General features: G+C 70.2%; 18 protein-coding genes. 8 read left to right on the top strand and 10 right to left on the bottom strand.

Annotation, left to right across the window (positions count from 1 at the left end; genetic code table 11):
• Window positions 1–5: 5 nt before the first annotated feature.
• The 10 genes from phnF to DLJ53_RS29180 all read right to left on the bottom strand — a co-directional run bounded on the left by phnF (window position 6) and on the right by DLJ53_RS29180 (window position 10,380).
• Window positions 6–821, bottom strand: coding sequence for a phosphonate metabolism transcriptional regulator PhnF (gene phnF, locus DLJ53_RS29225; protein ID WP_111351776.1), 816 nt, complete (start codon window positions 819–821; stop codon window positions 6–8).
• A gap of 255 nt (window positions 822–1,076) precedes the next feature.
• Window positions 1,077–1,628 carry an invasion associated locus B family protein gene (locus DLJ53_RS29220; RefSeq protein WP_162409667.1) on the bottom strand — a complete coding sequence of 184 codons (552 nt, stop codon included), beginning with the start codon at window positions 1,626–1,628 and terminating at the stop codon, window positions 1,077–1,079.
• Window positions 1,629–1,907: 279 nt separating this feature from the next.
• Window positions 1,908–2,636, bottom strand: coding sequence for an ABC transporter ATP-binding protein (locus tag DLJ53_RS29215; protein ID WP_111351774.1), 729 nt, complete (start codon window positions 2,634–2,636; stop codon window positions 1,908–1,910).
• Window positions 2,629–4,395, bottom strand: coding sequence for a branched-chain amino acid ABC transporter ATP-binding protein/permease (locus DLJ53_RS29210; protein WP_111351773.1), 1,767 nt, complete (start codon window positions 4,393–4,395; stop codon window positions 2,629–2,631). Before DLJ53_RS29210 ends, DLJ53_RS29215 begins: the two co-directional genes overlap by 8 nt.
• 7 nt (window positions 4,396–4,402) lie before the next feature.
• Complete coding sequence (locus tag DLJ53_RS29205; protein ID WP_111351772.1) at window positions 4,403–5,236, bottom strand: branched-chain amino acid ABC transporter permease; 834 nt, start codon at window positions 5,234–5,236, stop codon at window positions 4,403–4,405.
• A gap of 121 nt (window positions 5,237–5,357) precedes the next feature.
• Window positions 5,358–6,524: a substrate-binding protein gene (locus DLJ53_RS29200; RefSeq protein WP_111351771.1), complete on the bottom strand. Its 1,167-nt coding sequence runs from the start codon at window positions 6,522–6,524 to the stop codon at window positions 5,358–5,360.
• Between the two features lie 54 nt (window positions 6,525–6,578).
• On the bottom strand, window positions 6,579–7,421 hold the full coding sequence (locus DLJ53_RS29195; protein ID WP_111351770.1) for a nitrilase family protein: 843 nt from the start codon (window positions 7,419–7,421) through the stop codon (window positions 6,579–6,581).
• Between the two features lie 178 nt (window positions 7,422–7,599).
• Window positions 7,600–8,229: an ANTAR domain-containing response regulator gene (locus DLJ53_RS29190; protein WP_111351769.1), complete on the bottom strand. Its 630-nt coding sequence runs from the start codon at window positions 8,227–8,229 to the stop codon at window positions 7,600–7,602.
• A 61-nt stretch (window positions 8,230–8,290) separates the two neighbouring features.
• Window positions 8,291–9,436, bottom strand: coding sequence for a transporter substrate-binding domain-containing protein (locus DLJ53_RS29185; RefSeq protein ID WP_244935187.1), 1,146 nt, complete (start codon window positions 9,434–9,436; stop codon window positions 8,291–8,293).
• A 152-nt stretch (window positions 9,437–9,588) separates the two neighbouring features.
• Window positions 9,589–10,380 carry an IclR family transcriptional regulator gene (locus DLJ53_RS29180; protein WP_111351767.1) on the bottom strand — a complete coding sequence of 264 codons (792 nt, stop codon included), beginning with the start codon at window positions 10,378–10,380 and terminating at the stop codon, window positions 9,589–9,591.
• Between the two features lie 193 nt (window positions 10,381–10,573).
• On the opposite strand from DLJ53_RS29180, the gene DLJ53_RS29175 reads away from it, so the two are divergent.
• The 8 genes from DLJ53_RS29175 to DLJ53_RS29140 all read left to right on the top strand — a co-directional run bounded on the left by DLJ53_RS29175 (window position 10,574) and on the right by DLJ53_RS29140 (window position 19,095).
• The gene (locus tag DLJ53_RS29175) at window positions 10,574–11,587 is read left to right on the top strand and encodes a TRAP transporter substrate-binding protein (RefSeq protein WP_111351766.1); all 1,014 of its coding nucleotides are present in this window, start codon (window positions 10,574–10,576) and stop codon (window positions 11,585–11,587) included.
• A gap of 19 nt (window positions 11,588–11,606) precedes the next feature.
• Window positions 11,607–12,134: a TRAP transporter small permease subunit gene (locus tag DLJ53_RS29170; RefSeq protein WP_111351765.1), complete on the top strand. Its 528-nt coding sequence runs from the start codon at window positions 11,607–11,609 to the stop codon at window positions 12,132–12,134.
• Complete coding sequence (locus DLJ53_RS29165) at window positions 12,134–13,426, top strand: TRAP transporter large permease (RefSeq protein WP_111351764.1); 1,293 nt, start codon at window positions 12,134–12,136, stop codon at window positions 13,424–13,426. Before DLJ53_RS29170 ends, DLJ53_RS29165 begins: the two co-directional genes overlap by 1 nt.
• 100 nt (window positions 13,427–13,526) lie before the next feature.
• A complete protein-coding gene (locus tag DLJ53_RS29160; protein WP_111351763.1) occupies window positions 13,527–14,840 on the top strand; it encodes an aromatic ring-hydroxylating dioxygenase subunit alpha in 1,314 nt (437 codons plus the stop codon).
• 165 nt (window positions 14,841–15,005) lie between these two features.
• The gene (locus DLJ53_RS29155; RefSeq protein ID WP_202913418.1) at window positions 15,006–16,469 is read left to right on the top strand and encodes a glutamine synthetase family protein; all 1,464 of its coding nucleotides are present in this window, start codon (window positions 15,006–15,008) and stop codon (window positions 16,467–16,469) included.
• Between the two features lie 50 nt (window positions 16,470–16,519).
• Window positions 16,520–17,434, top strand: coding sequence for a LysR family transcriptional regulator (locus DLJ53_RS29150; RefSeq protein ID WP_111352028.1), 915 nt, complete (start codon window positions 16,520–16,522; stop codon window positions 17,432–17,434).
• Between the two features lie 149 nt (window positions 17,435–17,583).
• Entirely contained in the window at window positions 17,584–18,057 is a 474-nt protein-coding gene (locus DLJ53_RS29145) for a DUF3830 family protein (RefSeq protein ID WP_111351762.1), read from the top strand.
• A gap of 15 nt (window positions 18,058–18,072) precedes the next feature.
• Window positions 18,073–19,095: an ABC transporter substrate-binding protein gene (locus DLJ53_RS29140; protein ID WP_111351761.1), complete on the top strand. Its 1,023-nt coding sequence runs from the start codon at window positions 18,073–18,075 to the stop codon at window positions 19,093–19,095.
• Window positions 19,096–19,129: the final 34 nt, after the last annotated feature.

Genomic DNA, 19,129 nt, shown 5'->3' with positions numbered 1-19,129 from the left:
CGCCGTCAGGACTCGCGCGGCACCCTGACCCGCGGCCCGGACGGCGCAGCGGGCGGCTCCGCCGCCTCGGCCGTGCCGGCGGCGGCGAGGGCGTCGAGCAGCTCGGCAGTGTTGTCGATCGAGAACTGGACGCGCTCGCTCGCCCACGCCGTCTCGGAGTAGCTGATGGGCACGCCCCGCATGTCGACGTCGACCTTCTTGGTGACGATGACGGGGACGGTGCGGGGCTGGTCGAGCTGGCGCGCCTCCTCGGCCGAGGGCATGCGCACGACGAGGTCGGTGCGCAGGCGGATGTAGTCCGCCACGCCGTACTCGGCGAGGACGGCCGTCGTGCCGCGGCCGGCGCGGCGGGCCTCGTTGAGGCCGGGAAAGCGGCGCACCGGGTAGTAGGCGTTGGAGTAGTTCACCACCTCGTCGTCGGCGAGGCCGCGGCGCACGATGTGATACACGCGCTCGCCGGGCGGCAGGCGCAGCGCCTCGGCGACGTGGCCGGGCACGTTGATCTCCTCCTCGCGCAGGGCCTGGCCGGAGGGCTCGCGGCCCTGACCGAGGAGGTTCTGCGAGAAGCGCGTACGGTTGGACAGGCGGTAGTCGAGCCGCCCCGTCCGCACGAAGACCCCCTTGCCGTGGCGGACGTCGACCAGGCCGCGCCGTTCGAGCTCGGCGACGGCGCGGCGCACGCTGTGGCGGCCGACGCCGAAGCGCTCCATCATCGCCGCCTCGGTCGGGAGCTGCATGGTGTCGCCGAAGGCGCCGCCCGCGATGTCCTTCGCGAGGGCCTCCTCGACCGCCTGCCACTGCCCGCGTGCCAGCTTCGCCATCGCCGCTCCACCCGTCCTCCGCGCGGACCGGCGCGGCGATGCTCCCGGTTCCCCCGGGCCACAGTCATTCGGATAACCTGTAGAGGCCGGTCCCCGGCCTGACAAGGCGGCGCCCGGCGGCCGGCGCGCGCCGCTTGCCGCGCGATGGCCCGGAGCGATGGCCCGGAAGCGCGGGTTGATCCGAATGAGTACGAGCGTGATCCGCCCCCGGGTGCCCCCGCCCGAGGGGTGGGGAGCCGCCGGGTGCGGCGCCGGTCAGCCGGCGGAGAGTTCGGAGAGCCTGTTGTAGGCGGCCGAGAAGCCGGCGAGGGAGACGCTGAGGTTCAGCGCGGCCTCGTTCTGCGCCACCACCAGTCCGACGGTCATCGCCTGACCGCGCCGCATGGCGCTCAGCACGGCGTCGGTCGGCGATTCCTGCACGATGCAGCCGGAGGGGTAGCAGGTGCGGAAGGCCAGCGTGCGCGCCGCCTCCTCGTCGATCGCGACCTTCACGCCCGGCGAGAAGAGGATGCCGAAGGGGAGCAGGAACACCATCGTGGAGGTATCGCCCGACACCGCCAGCTCGACCTGGAGGATGCGTTCCTCGGTGCCGGTGCGGTTGAGGCGCTGCACCATCCAGCAGCGGCGCTCGTCGCCGTCGGTCGTGCTGCACCGGACGGTCCAGTCCCGGTAGGTCTCGGTGAGGGCGTCGGGGCTCTGGGCGCGGGCGGTGACGCCGCCGAAGAGGGTCAGCGAGACCATCGTGACAACCAAGGCGCGGCCCGCCCGCCGCCATGCCGTTGTCCAGTTGCGCGTCAAAGTGCCCATTCCGCCCCGCTCTCCATTGTTCGATGCCCCCCGGCCCGACCGACCGCATTCCGGGCGGACGGTCTGGCGACCTGCTCGCCCGGTGGTGCGGCCGAGGCAGGGAATCATCGTATCTCTCCGCCGTCACGATGGCCGACTGAGGGGGGGCGTGGATAGGGGCGCGCGGCGGCTGCGGCCGGGACGGAGGCGCGACGGCTGCGGAAGCGGGCAAGCGTGCAACATCGCGGCGCCGGAACCGCGCCGCGGCGGAATGGCGCGCACCGTGCCGACCGGGCGGCGTCAGATCCGCAGGTGCTCCAGCATGCGCGCCTCCGTGTCGGGGCCGATCTCGCCGGCGTCGTCGATCTGGCCGAGCTTCATCACCGCCCAGCGGTCGGCGATCGACAGGGCGAAGGCGAGGTGCTGCTCGACGATGAGGACGGTGGTGCCGTTGGCCCGCTCGTCCCGCAGCGCGGCGGCGATCCGCTCGATGACGGTGGGCTGGAGCCCCTCGGAGATCTCGTCGATGAGGAGGAGCTTCGGCGCCGTCATCATGGCGCGGGCGATGATCAGCATCTTCTGCTCGCCGCCCGAGAGCGTGCCCGCCTTCTGTGCCAGTCGGTCCGCGAGGAACGGGAAGTGGCCGTAGACGCGCTCCAGCCCCTCGGCGAGCGCCCGGTCGGAGCGCAGGGCGAGGCGGAGGTTGTCGCGGATCGAAAGGTCCTGGAAGAGCGGCTGCTCCTGCGGGGCGTAGGCGACGCCCGCGTCCGCCATCGTCTTCGGCCCCTTCTTCGTCACGTCCGCGCCGTCGAGGAGGATGCGGCCGCGTCGCGCCGGGAGGAGGCCGACGATCGTTTTCAGGAGCGTCGTCTTGCCCATGCCGTTCTTGCCCATGAGGGCGAAGATCTCGCCGGGGCGCACGCCGAGCGAGAGCGACTTGATGATCTCGACGTTGCCGTAGCCCGAGGTGATGTCCTCGAGCGCGAGCTTGGCGGTCGTCGCCGCGGGCCGGTCGAGCACGTCAGTCATGGCCGCCTCCGGAGTAGATCTTCTTCACGATGTCGGCGTTGACGGCCTCTTCCACGGTGCCGTCGACGACGAGGCGGCCCTGGTGGAGCACGACGATCCGGCTCGAGATCTCGCGCACGAAGTCGAGGTCGTGCTCGACGAGGATGGCGGCCATCCCGCGCTCGGCGGTCAGCGTCCTGAGGACGGTGCCGATGGTGGTCCGCTCGGTCTTGGTGAGGCCGGCGGTCGGCTCGTCGAGCAGGATCAGCTCGGGCTCCAGGGCGACGACCATGGCAAGCTCCAGGCTCTGCTTCTGGCCGTGCGACAGGAGGGAGACCGGCGTCGCCAGCATCCGGTCGAGGCCGGTGAGGCGCAGGATGTCGATCGCCGACTGCGGCAGGCCCAGCGTGTCGGACGCGGTGACGAGGCTCGGCGCGTGGTGGGAGGCTCTCGCCATCCGCAGGCACTCGGCGACGTTGAGGTCCTCGAACACGCTGGCGACCTGGAACTTGCGGCCGATGCCGCGGGCGACGATCTCGTCCGGCAGCATGCCGGCGATGGAGGTGCCGTTGATCTTCACGGTCCCGCCGCTGGCGGCCGAGCCGTCGGTCATGCAGCGCATCAGCGTCGTCTTGCCGGCGCCGTTCGGGCCGACGAGGCTGACGAGCTCGCCCGGCTCCACGGTGAGGGTCACGTCGTCGAGCACCTTCTGGCTGCCGTAGGACTTGGCGACCTGCTCCATCACCAGAAGCGGCGCGGTGCCGGTCCGCTCGCGCGGGGCGGTCGGCACGGCGACGAGCGCCGGCACCGGGGCCGCGCGGCGCCAGGCCTTCAGCGGCGCCGCGAGCGCGGCGAGGCCGTTCGGCATGACGATGATGACGAGGACGAAGAGCGACCCGATGAGGAGCTGCCACAGGAACGGAAGGTCCCCGGAGAGCTCCGCCGAGAGGTAGCCGATGCCGACCGCGCCGAGCACCGGGCCGACGATCGTCCCGCGCCCGCCGAGCGCCGTCCACACGACGAGCTCGGTGCCGAAGACGAAGCCGGCGTTCTCCGGCGCCACCACCCCGGAGGCGTTGGCGTAGAGGAAGCCGGCGATGCCGGTGACGCCCGCGAGCGCCGCCGTCAGCAGGATCTTGATGCGCTGGGTGTTGAGGCCGAGGTAGGCGCAGCGCGTCTCGTTGTTGCGGATGGCGGTGAGGAGCCGGCCCGCGTCGGAGCGGACGAAGACGAGGGCGGCGAAGGTGATCACCACCAGGACGACGCCGACGAGGCGGAAGTAGCCCTCCAGCGACAGCGGCATGCCCCAGTAGCCGACGAGGCCGGAGGACGAGCCGGTCCACGTGCCGCCGGAGTAGATGAGCTGGGTGACGACGATCGGCACCACCAGCGAGATGATCGTCGCGTAGAAGGCCGAGGAGCCGGGGTAGAAGGTCAGCCAGCCGACCGCCGCGCCGACGATCATCGGCAGCACCACCGCCGCGAGCAGGCCGAGGGCGAGGTAGGGCGCGGAATCGCCGACGTGCGTGAGGATCATCGCCGTGGCGTAGGCGCCGATCCCGAAGAAGGCGGCCTGCCCGAAGGTGAGGATGCCGGTGAAGCCCCACAGGAGGTCCACCGTGATCGCCAGCATCGCGAAGATCATCGAGCGCGTCAGCACGTTGAGCGAGAAGCGGTCGAGGACGGCCGGGGCGAGGAGCATCACCGCGCAGGCGACGATCGCGAGGGCGAGGAGCACCAGGCCGCGGCGCCGCCGGACCGCGGGCGCCGCACCGGTCATGACGGCATCAGGCACGGGAGAACCCTTTCGGCGAGAGGCGGAGGATGAAGGCGGCGAGGACGGCGACGGTGATGCCGCCGAGGATGGGGCTGACGTAGGTGGAGACGACCACCTGCGCGCCGCCGAGCAGCAGGCAGGCGAGCGCGAGCGCGCCGAACGACTGCCCCGCCACCATCACCAGCATGAAGGAGCCGACGAGCCAGGCGACGCCCATGTTGGGGTCGACGCTGGTGAGCGGCGTCAGCAGCACGCCGGCGAGGCCGGCGAGGCCAGTGCCGATCATGAAGGTCACGGTGCGGATCTTCGAGGTGTCGAGCCCGAGGATCCGCGCCAGCGTCTCGTTCATGATGACGGCGCGGGCGGAGAGGCCGAGGCGGGTGCCTTCCATCAGCCATGCGAAGCCGAGACCGAGGAGCACCGCGGCGACCAGCGCGAACAGGCGGTAGGCCGAGTATGAGGTGCCGAGGACGTCGACCGTCCCGGGGATGAGGCTCGCGGTGAACTGCACGTCGCGGCCGAAGGTGAGCGTGATCAGCTGGCCGATGACGATGCCGAGGCCCCAGGTCGCGAGGATGGCGTCGAGCGGGCGGGAATAGAGTGGGCGGACGATCAACCGCTCCGTCAGCAGGCCGAGGACGCTGCCGGCGACGAAGGCGATGGGCAGCGCCACCCAGGGGTTGAGGCCCATCTGCGCCGTCGCGACCGCGCAGTAGCCGCCGACCGTGAGCCACGCGCCGTGGGCGAAGTTGATGATCTTGAGGACACCGAAGATCGTCAGCAGGCCCGTCGCGACGATGAAGAGGACGGCCGAGGTCGTCACGGCGTCGAGGAGGAGGGTCATGGTGTGGCTCCGCTGGTGGAGGCGGTGGGGGCCGGCGGAGCCGCAGGGCCCCGCCGGCACTCGTCGCGGTCGTCCGCCGCCCGTCGCCGTCGGCCGGCGCCGGGCGCGTCGGGTGGTCGGATCAGAGATCCGGGCACTGCTCGCCGGGGTCGACGTTCTCGAACGCCTCGACCACCTTCACCGAGCCGTCGGCCTGCACCTCGCCGAGATACATCGTCAGCGGCGCATGGTGCTGCTTGGACATCTCGATGGTGCCGCGCGGACCCGTGAAGGAGACCTCGCCGAGCGCCTTGAGGACGTCGCGCGGGTCGGTCGAACCGGCCTTCTCGACGGCCGCCTTGTAGAGGTACACGCCCTCGTACTGCGGCACCGAGAGGTCGTTCGGGGTGCGCAGGTCCTCGCCGAACTTCGCGTCCATCGCCTCGAGGAACGCCTTGTTCTCGGGGCTGTCGATGCCGGTGATGTACGAGGCGGAGATGAGGATGCCCTCGGCGTCGCCGCCCATGGACTTGGCCGTGCCCTCGTCCACCGCGAGGTTGGCGTAGGGGATGGTGACGCCTGCGCCGCGAAGCTGCTTGGTCAGCGTCACGTTGGGGGCGCCGCCGGCGGTGGAGGTGATCAGCGCGTCGGCGCCGGACTTCTTCAGCTGGGAGATGATGGCGGTCCAGTCGGTCCCGTCCATCGGCAGGTACTCCTCGCCGACGACCTCGCCGCCGGTCTCGCCGATGTATTTGCCGGCGAACTCGAGCATGCCGCGGCCGAAGGCGTAGTCGGAGCCGACGAGGAAGTACTTCGTCGCGCCTTCCTTCTTCAGGTAGTCCACCACCGGCGGCACCTGCTGCTCGGGCACCCAGGCGTTGACGTAGAGGAAGGGATTGCAGGAGCGGCCCTCATAGAACGAGGTGTAGATGTAGGGGATCCGCCCGCGCTGGACGATCGGCAGGCCGGCGTTGCGCGCCGCGCTCGTCTCCATCGAGATGAGGACGTCCACCTCGTCGCGGAAGACGAGGGCGTCGAAGGCCTTCTGCGCGCCGACCGCGCCCGACCCGTCGTCCGCCACCACCAGCTCAAGCGGCCGGCCGAGGACGCCGCCCGCCGCGTTGATCTCCTCGACCGCGAGCTCGGCGGCCTGGACGACGGAGGGGGCGACGACGCTGTTGGCGCCCGACAGGCCCACCGGCACGCCGATCTTGATCGGGTCCGCGGCCTGGGCGGCGACCGTTCCGGCAAGGACGGTGGCCGCGAGTAGTCCCAGGAACCTGGCGCTGTGGCACCTAGTGCTGGTCATGGCATCTCTCCTCTCAGCATGAAGAATGTCGTGTCGGTCCGGCGCGGGGGCCGGTCAGCGGTACACGTCGCGCCGGCGGTCGGCGTGGACGTGGTTGTACTGGTTGAGCTGTCGGACGGTGGCGATGCCGCCGATGTCCACCTCGGCGAGGAGGGTCTCCTCGCGGCTCCGGTCGGCCGGGCCGGCGAGCGGCCAGCCGTCGGGTCCGACGATGAGGCTCTGGCCGATGAAGGGCTGGTCGCGCTCGACGCCGACGCGGTCGGCGCAGGCGATGTAGAGGCCGTTGGAGTGGGCGGCGGCCTTGTGCAGCGTGTTCGCCATCGCCTCGGCCTTCGGGTCCTGGGCCGGCATCGGCACCCAGTTGGTGGGGATCGCGACGAGGTCGGCGCCCGCGTCCGCGAGGGTGCGGAAGGTCTCCGGGAACCACCCGTCGTAGCAGACGGCCATGCCGATCCGGCCGAGGGGCGTGTCGAACACCGGCAGGCCGAGGTCGCCCTTCGCGAAGAAGAGCGTCTCGCGGAACCACAGGTGAAGCTTGCGGTAGGTGCCGATGTAGCCGTCCGGCCCGGTCAGCATCGCCGCGTTGTAGAAGTGTCCGTCCGCCGCCTCGGCGAGGCCGGAGACGATGTGGATGCCGAGCTCCCGGGCGAGCGCGACGAGCCGCGCCGCGCTCTCCCCGTCCGGGACCGGGCCGGCGAGGCGGGCGAGCTCCTCGGCGCTGTCGAACACGTAGCCGCTGTCGGCGAGCTCGGGGAGCACGACGAGGCTCGCGCCGGCCGCGTGTGCGGCGCGCACCTTCGCCTCGATCTTCGCGAGGTTGCCCGCGCGATCGCCGATGACGGGCTCGAACTGGACGCACGCGACCGTATAGCGGCCGGGGCCGCTGTCTGGGGGCATGATGGTCTCCAAACGCAAAAAAGCCCCTGCCACGGTTTGCACCGCAGATCAGGGGCTACGTAGCCGGGATGTCAGACGGCAACCTTGCCGCCGAGCAATACTGCTCTTCTGCCCGGAAGCTGACACGCCCCGGGCCGATACTCAAGCCCAAGAGGGAGCCAGAATCTGCCTACCTTGCCTATTCTTTCGGCGCGGGCACGCGGGCGCGGTTGAGGCCCATGCGCGCCATCGTCTCGTAGGCGGTGACGATCTCCTCGGCGATGGAGCTGAGGGGGATGCGCTCTGCCGTCGCCTGGTCGCGCAGGAGGCGGTAGGCGGCGTCCTCGTTCATGCCCTGCTCGTCCATCAGCAGACGGATGGCACGGTCCACCATGCGGCGGCCCTTCAGCGTCTCCTCCAGCTTGCGGATCTTGCCGTTGAGCCGACCCTCCGTGCGGTGGCGGTACCGGGCGAGGGTGAACTGGGTGAGGATGCCGAGCGGACGCAGCGGCTTGCTCATCACCCCGTGGGCGTTGAGGTCGTAGATCGACACGAGCGTCGTCGGGCTCTCGTAGGTGACGATGGCGATGACGGCGACGTCGTGCGCGCCGAGGAGCTGCACCATGTCGCCGACCGCCGCGTCGTCGACCGAGACGAGCACGGTGTCGACGCCCTCGGGCAGCGTGGCGGGCGGCGGCCAGGCGTGGCTGACGGCGCAGCCGAGGCGCTTGAGGTGGGCGGCGAGCAGCTCCCCCTCCTCGTCCCGAGGGTGGATGAGGAGGACGCGTGCCCGGCGCAGCTCGTCGAGGATCCGGCGCGCCCCCTTCATCGCCGTGCCTCCACCGGGCGGACGCCCCCGCTCCCGGCCGCCGGCAGGTCCGGACACGCCATCAGACCCACGACTCCAGGGCCGGTTCCTCGATCCGCGTGGCGGCGAGGTAGGGGTCCGGGCGGATCGCGACGCGGCTCTCCCAGGCGATGTCGAACAGCCCGTCGGGGCGGGCGATGCCGATGCGCGGCGTCAGCCAGAGATGGCGCGTGTCGGCGTCCACGCGCACGCGCCCCTCGGGCGTGTCGAACTCGTCGCCGAGCGGGTCGAGCGCGATGCGGCGCGGATCGGCGCTGCCGACGCGCTCCAGCGCCCGGGCGAAGAGGTGGACCTGCATGTAGGCGACCTCGGACCAGGTGCTGGTCGTCGCGTCGCCGCCGAAGCGGTCCTTGAAGGCGGCGACGAAGGCGCGGTTCACGTCGCTGTCGATGGTCTGGAAGTAGGTGGCGGCGAGGATGTGGCCGGCGCACTTCTCGATGCCGATGGTCGCCATCTCCGTCTCGGCCATGGTGAGGCTGGCGATCGGGTGGCGCGCCCGGTCGAAGCCCGCCTCGTGGTAGAGGCCGTAGAAGGCCTGGGCGGGCTTGCCGATGATGGTGGAGAAGACCGCGTCCGGCGCCGCGGTGCGGATCTTCGGGATGAGGTCCTCGAGCGCCTCGGTCCCGGTCTCCAGCGGCACGTAGGTCTCGCCCACCACCTCGCCGCCGCGCGCCTCGATCAGCTCCTGCATGATGCGGTTGGATTCGCGCGGGAACACGTAGTCCGAGCCGACGAAGTAGATGCGGCCGCCGTAGTGCTTCAGCAGGAAGTCCGCGAGCGGCAGGCACGTCTGGTTCACCGTCGCGCCGCAGTAGAGGACGTTCTCGCAATACTCGAACCCCTCGTACATCGAGGGGTAGAAGAGGAGGCCGTTGTGCCGCTCGACGATGGGCAGCACCGTCTTGCGGCTCGCCGACATGGAGCAGCCGAAGATGATGTCGATCTCGTCCTCGGCGAGCATCCGGCGGGCAAGCGCGAGGTAGTCGGCGTTGCGGGCGCCCGGGTCGTAGACGATGGGCACGATGGGGCGGCCGAGGACGCCGCCGGCGGCGTTGATCTCGGTGATGGCGAGCTCGGTGCCGCGCAGGTGCTCGGTTTCGGTGACGACGGTGGTGCCGCTCTGGGAGAAGAGGACCCCGACGCGCCAGCCGTCTTTTACAGGATTCAAGGGCAGTTGTTCCGCATCCGGCATCAAGAGCGTGGGCCGCTGGGGCCTCGCGGCGATGGTAGAATCCGGCCGCGCCGGGCACAAGATCGGCGGCGGTGCCGCGCCGGGCACAAGATCGGCGGCGGTGCCGCGAGGGCCGCGCCGGCCGGAGGTCAGAGCCGCTCGGCGATGCCGTCCAGCGACTGGCGGCAGCCGCGCAGCGCCTCGACGACGCGCGTCAGGTAGGCCCCGTCCTCGAACCGGTCGCGGGCGTAGGACATGCCGATCGCCGCTCCCATGGTCTCCGCGCGCGGCAGCGGCATGGCGACGGCCACCACGCCCGCCTCGAACTCGCCGTCGCTGTAGACGTAGCCCGTCGCCCGCGCCTCCTCGACGAGGCGCGCGACCTCGGCGCGGTCGGTGATGCTATGCTCGGTGTAGGCGTCGAGCGGGGCGTCCGAAACCAGCTCCCGCGCCACCTCGGGCGCCTCCGACACCAGCAGCGCGCGGCCGATCCCGGTCTGCAGCAGCGGCAGGCGGCTGCCGACGCTGAAGCCGTAGCTGATGTTGCCCTCCTCGAGGCCGGCGTGGGCGAGGTAGACCGCGTCGAACCCGTCGCGCACCGCGAGGTAGATCGGCACGCCGATGGCCTTCGAGTGCTGGTTGAGCACGGGCACGACGCGCTTGGTGAACTGGCGGCTGTGCAGGAAGCCGCCGGCCAGCAGCAGGATCTTGGGCGTCAGGGTGAAGCCGCGCCCGCTCTGGCGCACGTAGCCGAGGTGGGCGAGCGTCAGGACGAGGCGGCGGCTCGTCGCCCGGTCGAGCTCGGCGAGGCGGGCGATCTCGGCGAGGGTCAGCGGGGCGGTGCCGGTCTCGAACGCCTTCAGGACGCGCAAGCCCTTGGCGAACGTCGTGGAAATGTCGTTGCCGGAGGGTTTGGACCGCGCCGTCGTCTCGTCGCTCACAGCGTCCCTTCCACGTCCCGAGTCGCTGCTCGCGAAACCCGCAAACCATGCTCAATATTCGATCTATTCCACTTAAAACTCCGCGTTGACAGCCCCCAAGTGTGCGATATCGTAACTTTCGGTCGGTATCCGACCATTTTGCTGGAACGGGACGGCGCCCACAACGGGCCGTCGGGCAGACCGGAGATCGAACATGCGCCTATTCACCCTTGCCGCGATCGCCGGGTGCGCCCTCGCCCCCGTCACCGCGTCCGCCGCTGAGAACCTCAGCTACGCACACTTCATGCCGGCGACGAGCTGGCAGCAGGACGAGATGTTCCAGGCGTGGGCCGACGCGGTCGCCGAGGAATCGGGCGGCGAGCTCGGCGTGACGGTCTATCCGGCGCAGACGCTCGGCAAGGCGCCGGCCGGCTACGACAACGCGCGCATGGGTGTCGCCGACATCGCCTGGACGGTCCAGGGCTACACCGCCGGGCGCTTCCCGCTCAGCCAGATCATCGAGCTTCCGGGCCTGTTCGACACCGCGGAAGTCGGCTCCTGCGCGTTCCAGAAGCTCTACGATTCCGGCGCGCTCGACGCCGAGTACGAGGACACGCACGTCCTCTTCGTGCACACCCACGGCCCCGGCCAGCTGCACACCCGGGACACGCCGGTCAGCAAGATCGCCGACCTTCAGGGGCTGAAGCTGCGCCGGCCGACGGCCGTCATCGGCACGCTCCTGTCCGAACTGGGCGCGGAGCCGGTGGGCCTGCCGGCGCCGCAGATCTACGAGAGCCTGCAGCGCGGCGTGATCGACGGCTACATGATCACATGGGAATCGACGACGAGCTTCCGCCTCGCCGAACTCAGCAAGTACCACACCGACTTCGGCTTCTACGCCCTCGCCTTCGTCACGACGATGAACAAGGACAAGTATGAGAGCCTGTCGCCGGCGGCGAAGGCGGCGGTGGACGCCAACTCGGGCATGAAGTGGTCGCTGGTCGCCGGCCGCGGCTACGACAAGGCCGACGCGGAGGCGCTCGCCGAGATCGAGGAGAGCTCCGAGGTGCTGAAGATCTCCGACGAGGAGCTGCCCGAGTGGCAGGCCGCCGCCGACCGCGCCACCGAGATCTACCTCGAGGAGCTGGAGTCGAAGGGCCTTCCCGGCCGCGAGACGTACGAGAAGGTGAAGGAATACGTCGCGTCGTGCGAGGCGGAGCTCGGCTGAGCCGCGCCGACCGCTTCCGATGGCCGCCCCCTCGCGCCTCAGCCAGCGCATCGACAGCCTCGCCGCCGGGCTCACCAGGCTCGGCTCGCTCCTCTCGATGGTGACGCTCGCCGCCCTCCTCGCGCTGGTCGCCGTCAGCGTCGCCACCCGGCTCGTCTTCGACCTTTCGGGCGGCTCCCTCAACCTCATGGTGCGCGGCAACATCGAGTCGTCGAGCTACCTGCTCCTCGTCCTGGTGCTGGCCGCGCTGCCGGTCTCGCTCGGCTCCGGCTTCGTGCGCGTCGACATCCTCGTCGAACACCTGCCCGCGCCGGTGCAGAGCGTGCTGGACCGGCTGTGGTCGGTGCTCCTCGCGCTCTTCGCCGTGCTCGTCGCGCGGCTCTTCGTGAGTGAGGCGATCACCGCGTACGAGCGGTCCTACGTCAGTCAGGACCTGCGGCTGCCGCTCGCGGCCATCTACGGGCTCGGCGCGGCGCAGCTCGCCCTCTTCGCCTTCGTTGCGACGATCCGCGTGGTGGTGCCGGTGCCGCACCGGGAGGACGCCTGATGGAGCGTGAAGTGATCGGCCTCGTCACCATCGGCGCGCTCTTCGTGCTGGTGCTGCTGGGCTGCCCGATCGGGCTGGCGATGATCGTCACCGGCGGCGTCGCCTTTTATACGCTGACGGGCCTCACCCCGGCGCTCGGCATGTTGCAGACGTCCGTGTTCGAGACCGCGTCCAACTACTCGTTCACGCTGGTCCCGCTGTTCCTGCTGATGGGCAACTTCATCTCCGAATCCGGGATGGCGCGTTCGCTGTTCCGCGGTTCGGAGCGGCTGACGGGTCGGTGGAACGGCGGGCTCGCGGCGGCCGGCGTCACGGCGAGCGCGCTGTTCTCCACCGTGTCGGGCTCCTCGCTCGCCACCGCCTCGACGATGACGCGGGTCGCCTATCCGGAGATGGTGGCGCGCGGCTACGACCCGCGGCTGGCGACGGGATCGCTCGCCGCCGGCGGCACGCTGGGCATCATGATCCCGCCGTCCATCGCGCTGCTGCTCTACGCGCTGATCACCGAGCAGTCGGTCGGCGAGATGTTCCTCGCCGGGATCCTGCCGGGCGTCCTCGCCTACGTCCTCTACATGGCGACGGTGGCGGTGGTGGCGCGGCGCTGGCGCGGGACGGCGGTGCCGGACATCGCCGAGGAGCTCTCCATCGGCCAGGCGATCCGCCTGTTCGCGCCGGCGGTGGGGCTCTTCGCGCTGGTGATGGGCGGGCTCTACGGCGGCGCCTTCACGCCCACTGAGGCCGGCGGCGTCGGCGCGGCACTCGCCTTCCTCTACGCCCTCGCCACGGGCGTCCCGGCGCACCGGATGGTGGCGGCGCTGCGCAACACCGTGTCGGTCACGGCGACGATCTTCATGATCCTCATCGGCGCGGAGGTGTTCGGCTTCGTCCTCTCGATCTCGCAGATCCCGATGGCGATCACCGACTTCGTACGCACCCAGGACCTCGCCCACTGGCAGGTGCTGGCGATCATCCTCGTCTTCTACATCGTCATGGGCTGCTTCATGGAGAGCCTGGCGATGATCCTGCTGACGGTGCCGATCTTCTTTCCGATCGTCATGGACGCGGGCTTCGACCCGGTGTGGTTCGGCATCATCGCCGTCGTCACGGTGGAGCTGGGGCTGATCACGCCGCCGATGGGGATGAACCTCTTCATGGTGAAGAGCGTCGCCGAGACGATCCCGCTGCGCACGGTGATGGTCGGCGTCCTCCCGTTCGTCGTCAGCGACCTCGTGCGCCTCGCGATCCTGATCGCCTTCCCGGCGATCACCCTCTTCCTGCCGGGGCGGATGTGACCCCCGCGGCGCCGACCGGCGCGGCCCTCCGCCCCGTCGTCCACGAACAGCGCGGCGGCCCCGGCCGAACCGCGAGAACCTTCCGGGAGGATCCCCCGTCATGCTGAGTCAGGAACTCAACGACACCATTTCCCGCGTCGGCCCCGGCTCGAAGGCCGGCGCCGTGCTGCGGCGCTACTGGCAGCCGGCCGCACTCGCGGTCGAGCTCGACCTCGAGCGGCCGGTGGTCCCCGTCACGCTGCTGGGCGAGCGGCTCGTCCTCTTCCGCAACGAGGACGGCGAGCTGGGGCTGATCGGCCGGCACTGCCCGCACCGCGGCGCGGACCTGTGCTTCGGGCGCCTCGAAGACAACGGCCTGCGCTGCCCGTTCCACGGCTGGCACTTCGACCGCTCCGGCCAGTGCGTCGAGCAGCCCGGCGAGCCGGAAGGCAGCCGGATGCACGAGAACATCAGGGCCAGGAACTACCCGGTGGTGGAGAAGAACGGCATCATCTTCGCCTACATGGGGCCCGGCGAGCCGCCGGAATTCCCGGCGTTCGACTGCTTCACCGCTCCGGACACCCACGTCTTCGCCTTCAAGGGGCTCTGGGAGTGCAACTGGCTGCAGGCGATGGAGGTCGGCATCGATCCGGCGCACGCCTCCTTCCTGCACCGATTCCTGCAGGACGAGGACCCGTCGGAGGGCTACGGCAAGCAGTTCCGCGACCGCGCCGCCAACACCGAGATCCCGATGACGAAGCTCCTGCGCGACTATCCGCGCCCGGAGATCAACGTCGAGGAGACGGACTTCGGCCTGCGCCTCATCTCGCTGCGGCACCTGGACGACGGGCGCACCCACGTGCGCGTCACCAACCAGGTGTTCCCCGAGGCCATCGTCATCCCGATGTCGAACGAGATGACGATCACCCAGTGGCACGTGCCGATCGACGACGAGAACTGCTACTGGTACTCGATGTTCACGAGCTACGGCGCCCCGGTGAACAAAGAGGTCATGTGGGAGCAGCGGGTCAAGGAACACCGCCTTCCGGACTTCGCGCCGCTGAAGAACAAGCGCAACAACTACGGCTTCGACCCCTCCGAGCAGCGCACCATGACCTACACGGGCATGGGCCTCGACATCAACGTGCACGACCAGTGGGCGGTGGAGTCGATGGGGCCGATCCAGGACCGCACGGACGAGCACCTCGGCCGCACCGACGTCGCCATCATCCGCTACCGCCGCATGCTGCGCGCCGCGATCGAGAAGGTCGCGGAGGGTTCGGCCGAGGGCCTGCCGATGACCAACGGCGACACCGCCTCGATCCGCGGCCCGATCGCCATCGACGCCATCGCGCCGGGCGATGCGTGGACCGACGTCTGGCGCGAGAGCGACGCGAAGCGGCGCGCCGCCTGCGCGTGGGACGCCTCGCTTTGAGCCACCGCGGCGCGCGGATCCGTCCGCCCGCCGTCCTTTCGTCCCTTCGTACGCTCGTCCCCGTGTCCCGGCCCCCGCGCCGGTCCGGCCCGCAGAGCCCGAGCGGCCACGCACCCCGCGTGCGCTGCGGCGCCGCGCGGGCGTAATCTTCCTGGAGTTGACCCCATGGCGACAGCCATCCGCCAGTCTCTCGCCGCGGGGCTTCTCGCGCGGACCGGGCACCTCGACGAGGCGGCGCAGGACACCGCCACCGAGGTGATCGCCCGCGTCGGGGCGGAGGGGCTGGAGACCGTCCGCCTCGTCTTCCCCGACCCGCACGGCATCCTGCGCGGCAAGACGGTCGTCGCGCGCGCCCTCCCCTCGGCCTTCCGCGACGGCGTCGGCATGCCGTCGACGATCATCCTGAAGGACACGTCGCAGCGCACAGTATTTCCGGTGTGGGAGGCGGACGCGGGCTTCGGCGCCGGCGAGCTGACGGGCGCGTCGGACGTCCTGCTGGCGCCCGACCCGGCCACCTTCCGCACCCTGCCGTGGTCGCCGACCTCCGGGTGGATGATGTGCGACGTCGTCACCAAGGACGGGCGGGCGATCCCGTTCTCCTCGCGCGCCGTCCTGCGCTCGGCGATCGACCGGCTGGCGGGGGCGGGCCTGCGGATGGTGACGGGCCTCGAGGTGGAGTTCCACGTCCTCAGGATCGAGGACGCGCGCGCCGCGCACGTCGACACCGGGATGCCGCCCGCGCCGTACGCGACGAGCGCGCTGACCCGCGCCTACAGCCTCCTGTCCGATGCGCACTACGACGCTCTGGAGGAAGTGATGGACGCGCTGCGGCGGGCGTGCGAAGGGCTCGGCCTGCCGCTGCGCACCATGGAGCCGGAGTTCGGCCCGAGCCAGGTGGAGTTCACGTTCGACCCGGCGGGGCCGATGGAGCACGCGGACGGCATGGTCCTTTTTCGCGCCATGGCCAAGCAGGTGTGCCGGCGGATGGGCCTCCACGCGACCTTCATGTGCCGCCCGAAGATCGCCAACGGCGCGGCGAGCGGCTGGCACCTGCACCAGTCCGTCGTCGACGCCGAGACCGGCGAGAACCGCTTCGTCCCGAAGGAGGACGGGGTGCTGTCGCCGACGGCGAGCGGATGGATCGCGGGGCTCCTCGAGCATGCCGCCGAGTGCTGCCTCGTCACCACGCCCTCGGTGAACGGTTACAAGCGCTACCAGGCGTTCCAGCTCGCGCCCGACCGGGTGCAGTGGGCGGTCGACAACAAGGGAGCGATGATCCGCGGGTTGATGCGCCCCGGCGATCCGGCGAGCCGCATCGAGAACCGCGTGCCGGAGCCGGCGGCGAACCCGCACTTCGTCATCGCCTCGCAGATCCTGGCCGGGCTCGACGGGATCGAGCGCGGCCTCGTCGCCCCGCCTCCGGCGGAGAACCCCTACGGGACGAACGCGCCCAAGCTGCCGACGAGCCTCCTCGACGCGATCGTCGCGTTCGAGGGCGGCCGCCTCTTCTCCGGGACCCTCGGGCCGTCGTTCACGGCCTACCTCTCCCGCCTCAAGCGCGCGGAGTGGGACCGCTACGTCGCCGCCCTCTCGGAGTGGGAGCAGCAGGAGTACTTCGACCTCTACTGATGTCCCATTCGGCGTTTCGCGGCGCGCCCGGCGGCCTTAGGATCGGCGCCATGCGCATGATCGATATCCGCACCTTCGTCGTTCTGGTCCGCACGCGCCATTTCGGCCGCACAGCCGAACTCCTGAACACCAGCCAGCCGGCCGTTTCCGCCCGGATCGCGGCGCTGGAGAAGGAGTTCGGCAGCCGCCTGCTGGAGCGCGGGCGCACGTTCGCGCTGACCCGGGAGGGCGAGCGCGCGCTCGTCGCCTTCGAAACGATGCTGCAGACGCTGGAGGACCTCGAGAGCGACCTCGCCGGGACCAGCGTGGGGCCGCGCGTCGTCAAGATCGGCGCCATCGACACCGTCGCCGCGACGTTCATGCCGCACATGATCGACGCGCTGCACGAGACGGTGCCGTCGCTGCGGATCGAGCTGTCGGTGGAGGGGTCCAACGCGCTCCTCGCGGGGCTGGCGGACCGGGTCTACGACATCGTCTTCGCGATCGATCCGGCGGTCGGCGACAACATGCGCTCGTTCCACTCCTGCATGCTGGAGATGGTGTGGGTGGGGGCGCCCGGCCTGGTGGAGGCGGGGCGCACATACACGGTGGACGAGCTGGCGCGCCTGCCGATCATCACGTTCCCCAAGGACACGCCCCCCTACCGCCAGATCGCCCCGTACTTCCAGGACGAGCGGGTGCTCGCGGAGAAGCTGACGAGCACCAACTCGCTGTTCGCGATCATCGCGCTGCTGCTGTCGGGCTTCGGAGTCGGGGCGGTGCCGGTGGTGACGATCGCGCGGGAGCTCGCCTCGGCGCGGCTGATCCCCATCGACGTCGCCAAGCCCTTCCCGCCGCTGCCGGTGATCGCGAGCTACCAGTCGGTCACCCACCCCGCGCTGATGGCGCTGGTGACGGCGGAGGCGCGCCGCAGCGCCGCCGCCTACTGCGACGCCCTTCCCGACCGCTCCATGTGGGTCGCGTAGGACCGGCGACGTCATCGCAATTTGTGATCGATAATCGCTCGTTTAGCCGATTGCGATAAATCGAGTTTATCGCAAAATCACGCAATTCGATTGGACAACCCCCGCTCCGCTTGGAAATCTTCCGGGGTTGACCATGCCAGGGACCCCAAATGGACCGCGAGCTCACTCTCAAATTCGTCGAAGCGAACGTCGAAGGGCGCATCAAGCTCTACTGGGAGAACGCTCCCAGGACGTGCGAGGCCATTTGGAACGCGCTCGAGACGCCGATCCGGGTCCCGGCGAGCCACGCGATCTTCTCCGGCCCGGAGATCATGATGGGTCTGCCGGAGGAGGCGCGCAATTTCGACCCGACGGCGCTGCCGCCGGAGAACCAGACGGTGCTGCCCGAGCCGGGTGAGCTGCTCTGGTTCTATCAGCCCAAGAATTTCTTCAAGATCGACCCGGACGAGTTCTGGGAGATCGGCATGTTCTACGGCGTCGGCGGCCGCACCTTCGGCCCGACCGGGTGGATCCCCTGCACCTACTTCGGCCGCATGGTCGAGGGGCTGGACGAGATCGCCGAGCAGTGCCGCCTGATCCGCCGCGAAGGTATCAAGACCGTCGAGCTCGGCCGCAGGGCCTAACCCCGGAGACCACCGATGAAGCGTACGACTATCGCCCTCGCTCTCCTGGCCGGCACCGCCGCTCCGGCGCTCAGCCAGACGCTGACCATCAACTCCTTCGGCGGCGCCTACGAGGAGGCGCACAAGCGCTGCATCATCTCCCCGTTCGAGGAGGAGACGGGCGCCACCGTCAACATCGTCACCGCCTACTCGGCCGACGCCTTCGCACAGCTCCGCGCCCAGGCGGCCGCGCCCCAGTTCGACGTGATCCACTTCTCCGGCGGACAGGAGATCGTCGGCGCGAAGGAGGGCCTCCTCGACCCGATCACCGAGACCGCCGTGCCGAACCTCGCAGCGCTCTACGACTTCGCCAAGGCGGGCGTCGCGGAGGGCCAGGGACCGGCCTACTCGATCGCCGCCATCGGCCTCATCTACTCCCGGGAGGGCCTCGAGATTCAGCCGACGAGCTGGACCGCGCTGAAGGACCCGGACGTCGCCGAGCACATGGTGCTGACCGACATCTCCAACGGCTACGGCATGCTCGGCTTCCTGATGCTGAACAAGGTCGAGGGCGGTGACCTCGACAACATCCAGCCCGGCCTCGACGCGGTGTCGGAGATCCTCGACAACGGCGGCCTCGTCGTGTCGACCTCGCCCGAGATCCAGCAGGAGTTCGCGCAGAACGACGCCTGGCTCGCCGCCTACGCGTCCGACTACGCCTACACGCTGAAGAAGGCGGGACTGCCGGTGGGCTTCACGCTCGCCGAGGAAGGCGTGCCGGCGAGCTTCATCACCGTGAACCTCGTCCACGGCCGTCCCAACCAGGAGCTGGCGGCGAAGTTCATCGACATGACGATCTCGGCCGAGGCGCAGACCTGCATGGCCGAGGCGCTGCGCTACACGCCGACCAACGCCAACGTGGAGCTGACGGGCGAGGCGGCCGAGGAGGTCCCGAACGGGCCGGAGGCGGTGAAGGGCCTGATCCGCTTCGACCCGACGGTGATCGAGGCCAACCGGTCGGCCTGGGTCGACCAGTGGAACCGCACGATCGCCCGTTGACGACCGGCGCGCCTGCGATGGGCAAGATGCCCGC

Origin of the sequence: Acuticoccus sediminis (assembly GCF_003258595.1) — a bacterium.
Taxonomy (GTDB): Bacteria; Pseudomonadota; Alphaproteobacteria; order Rhizobiales; family Amorphaceae; genus Acuticoccus; species Acuticoccus sediminis.
Note: the sequence above shows the minus strand (reverse complement) of the source record. Positions and strands in the feature narration are given on the sequence as shown.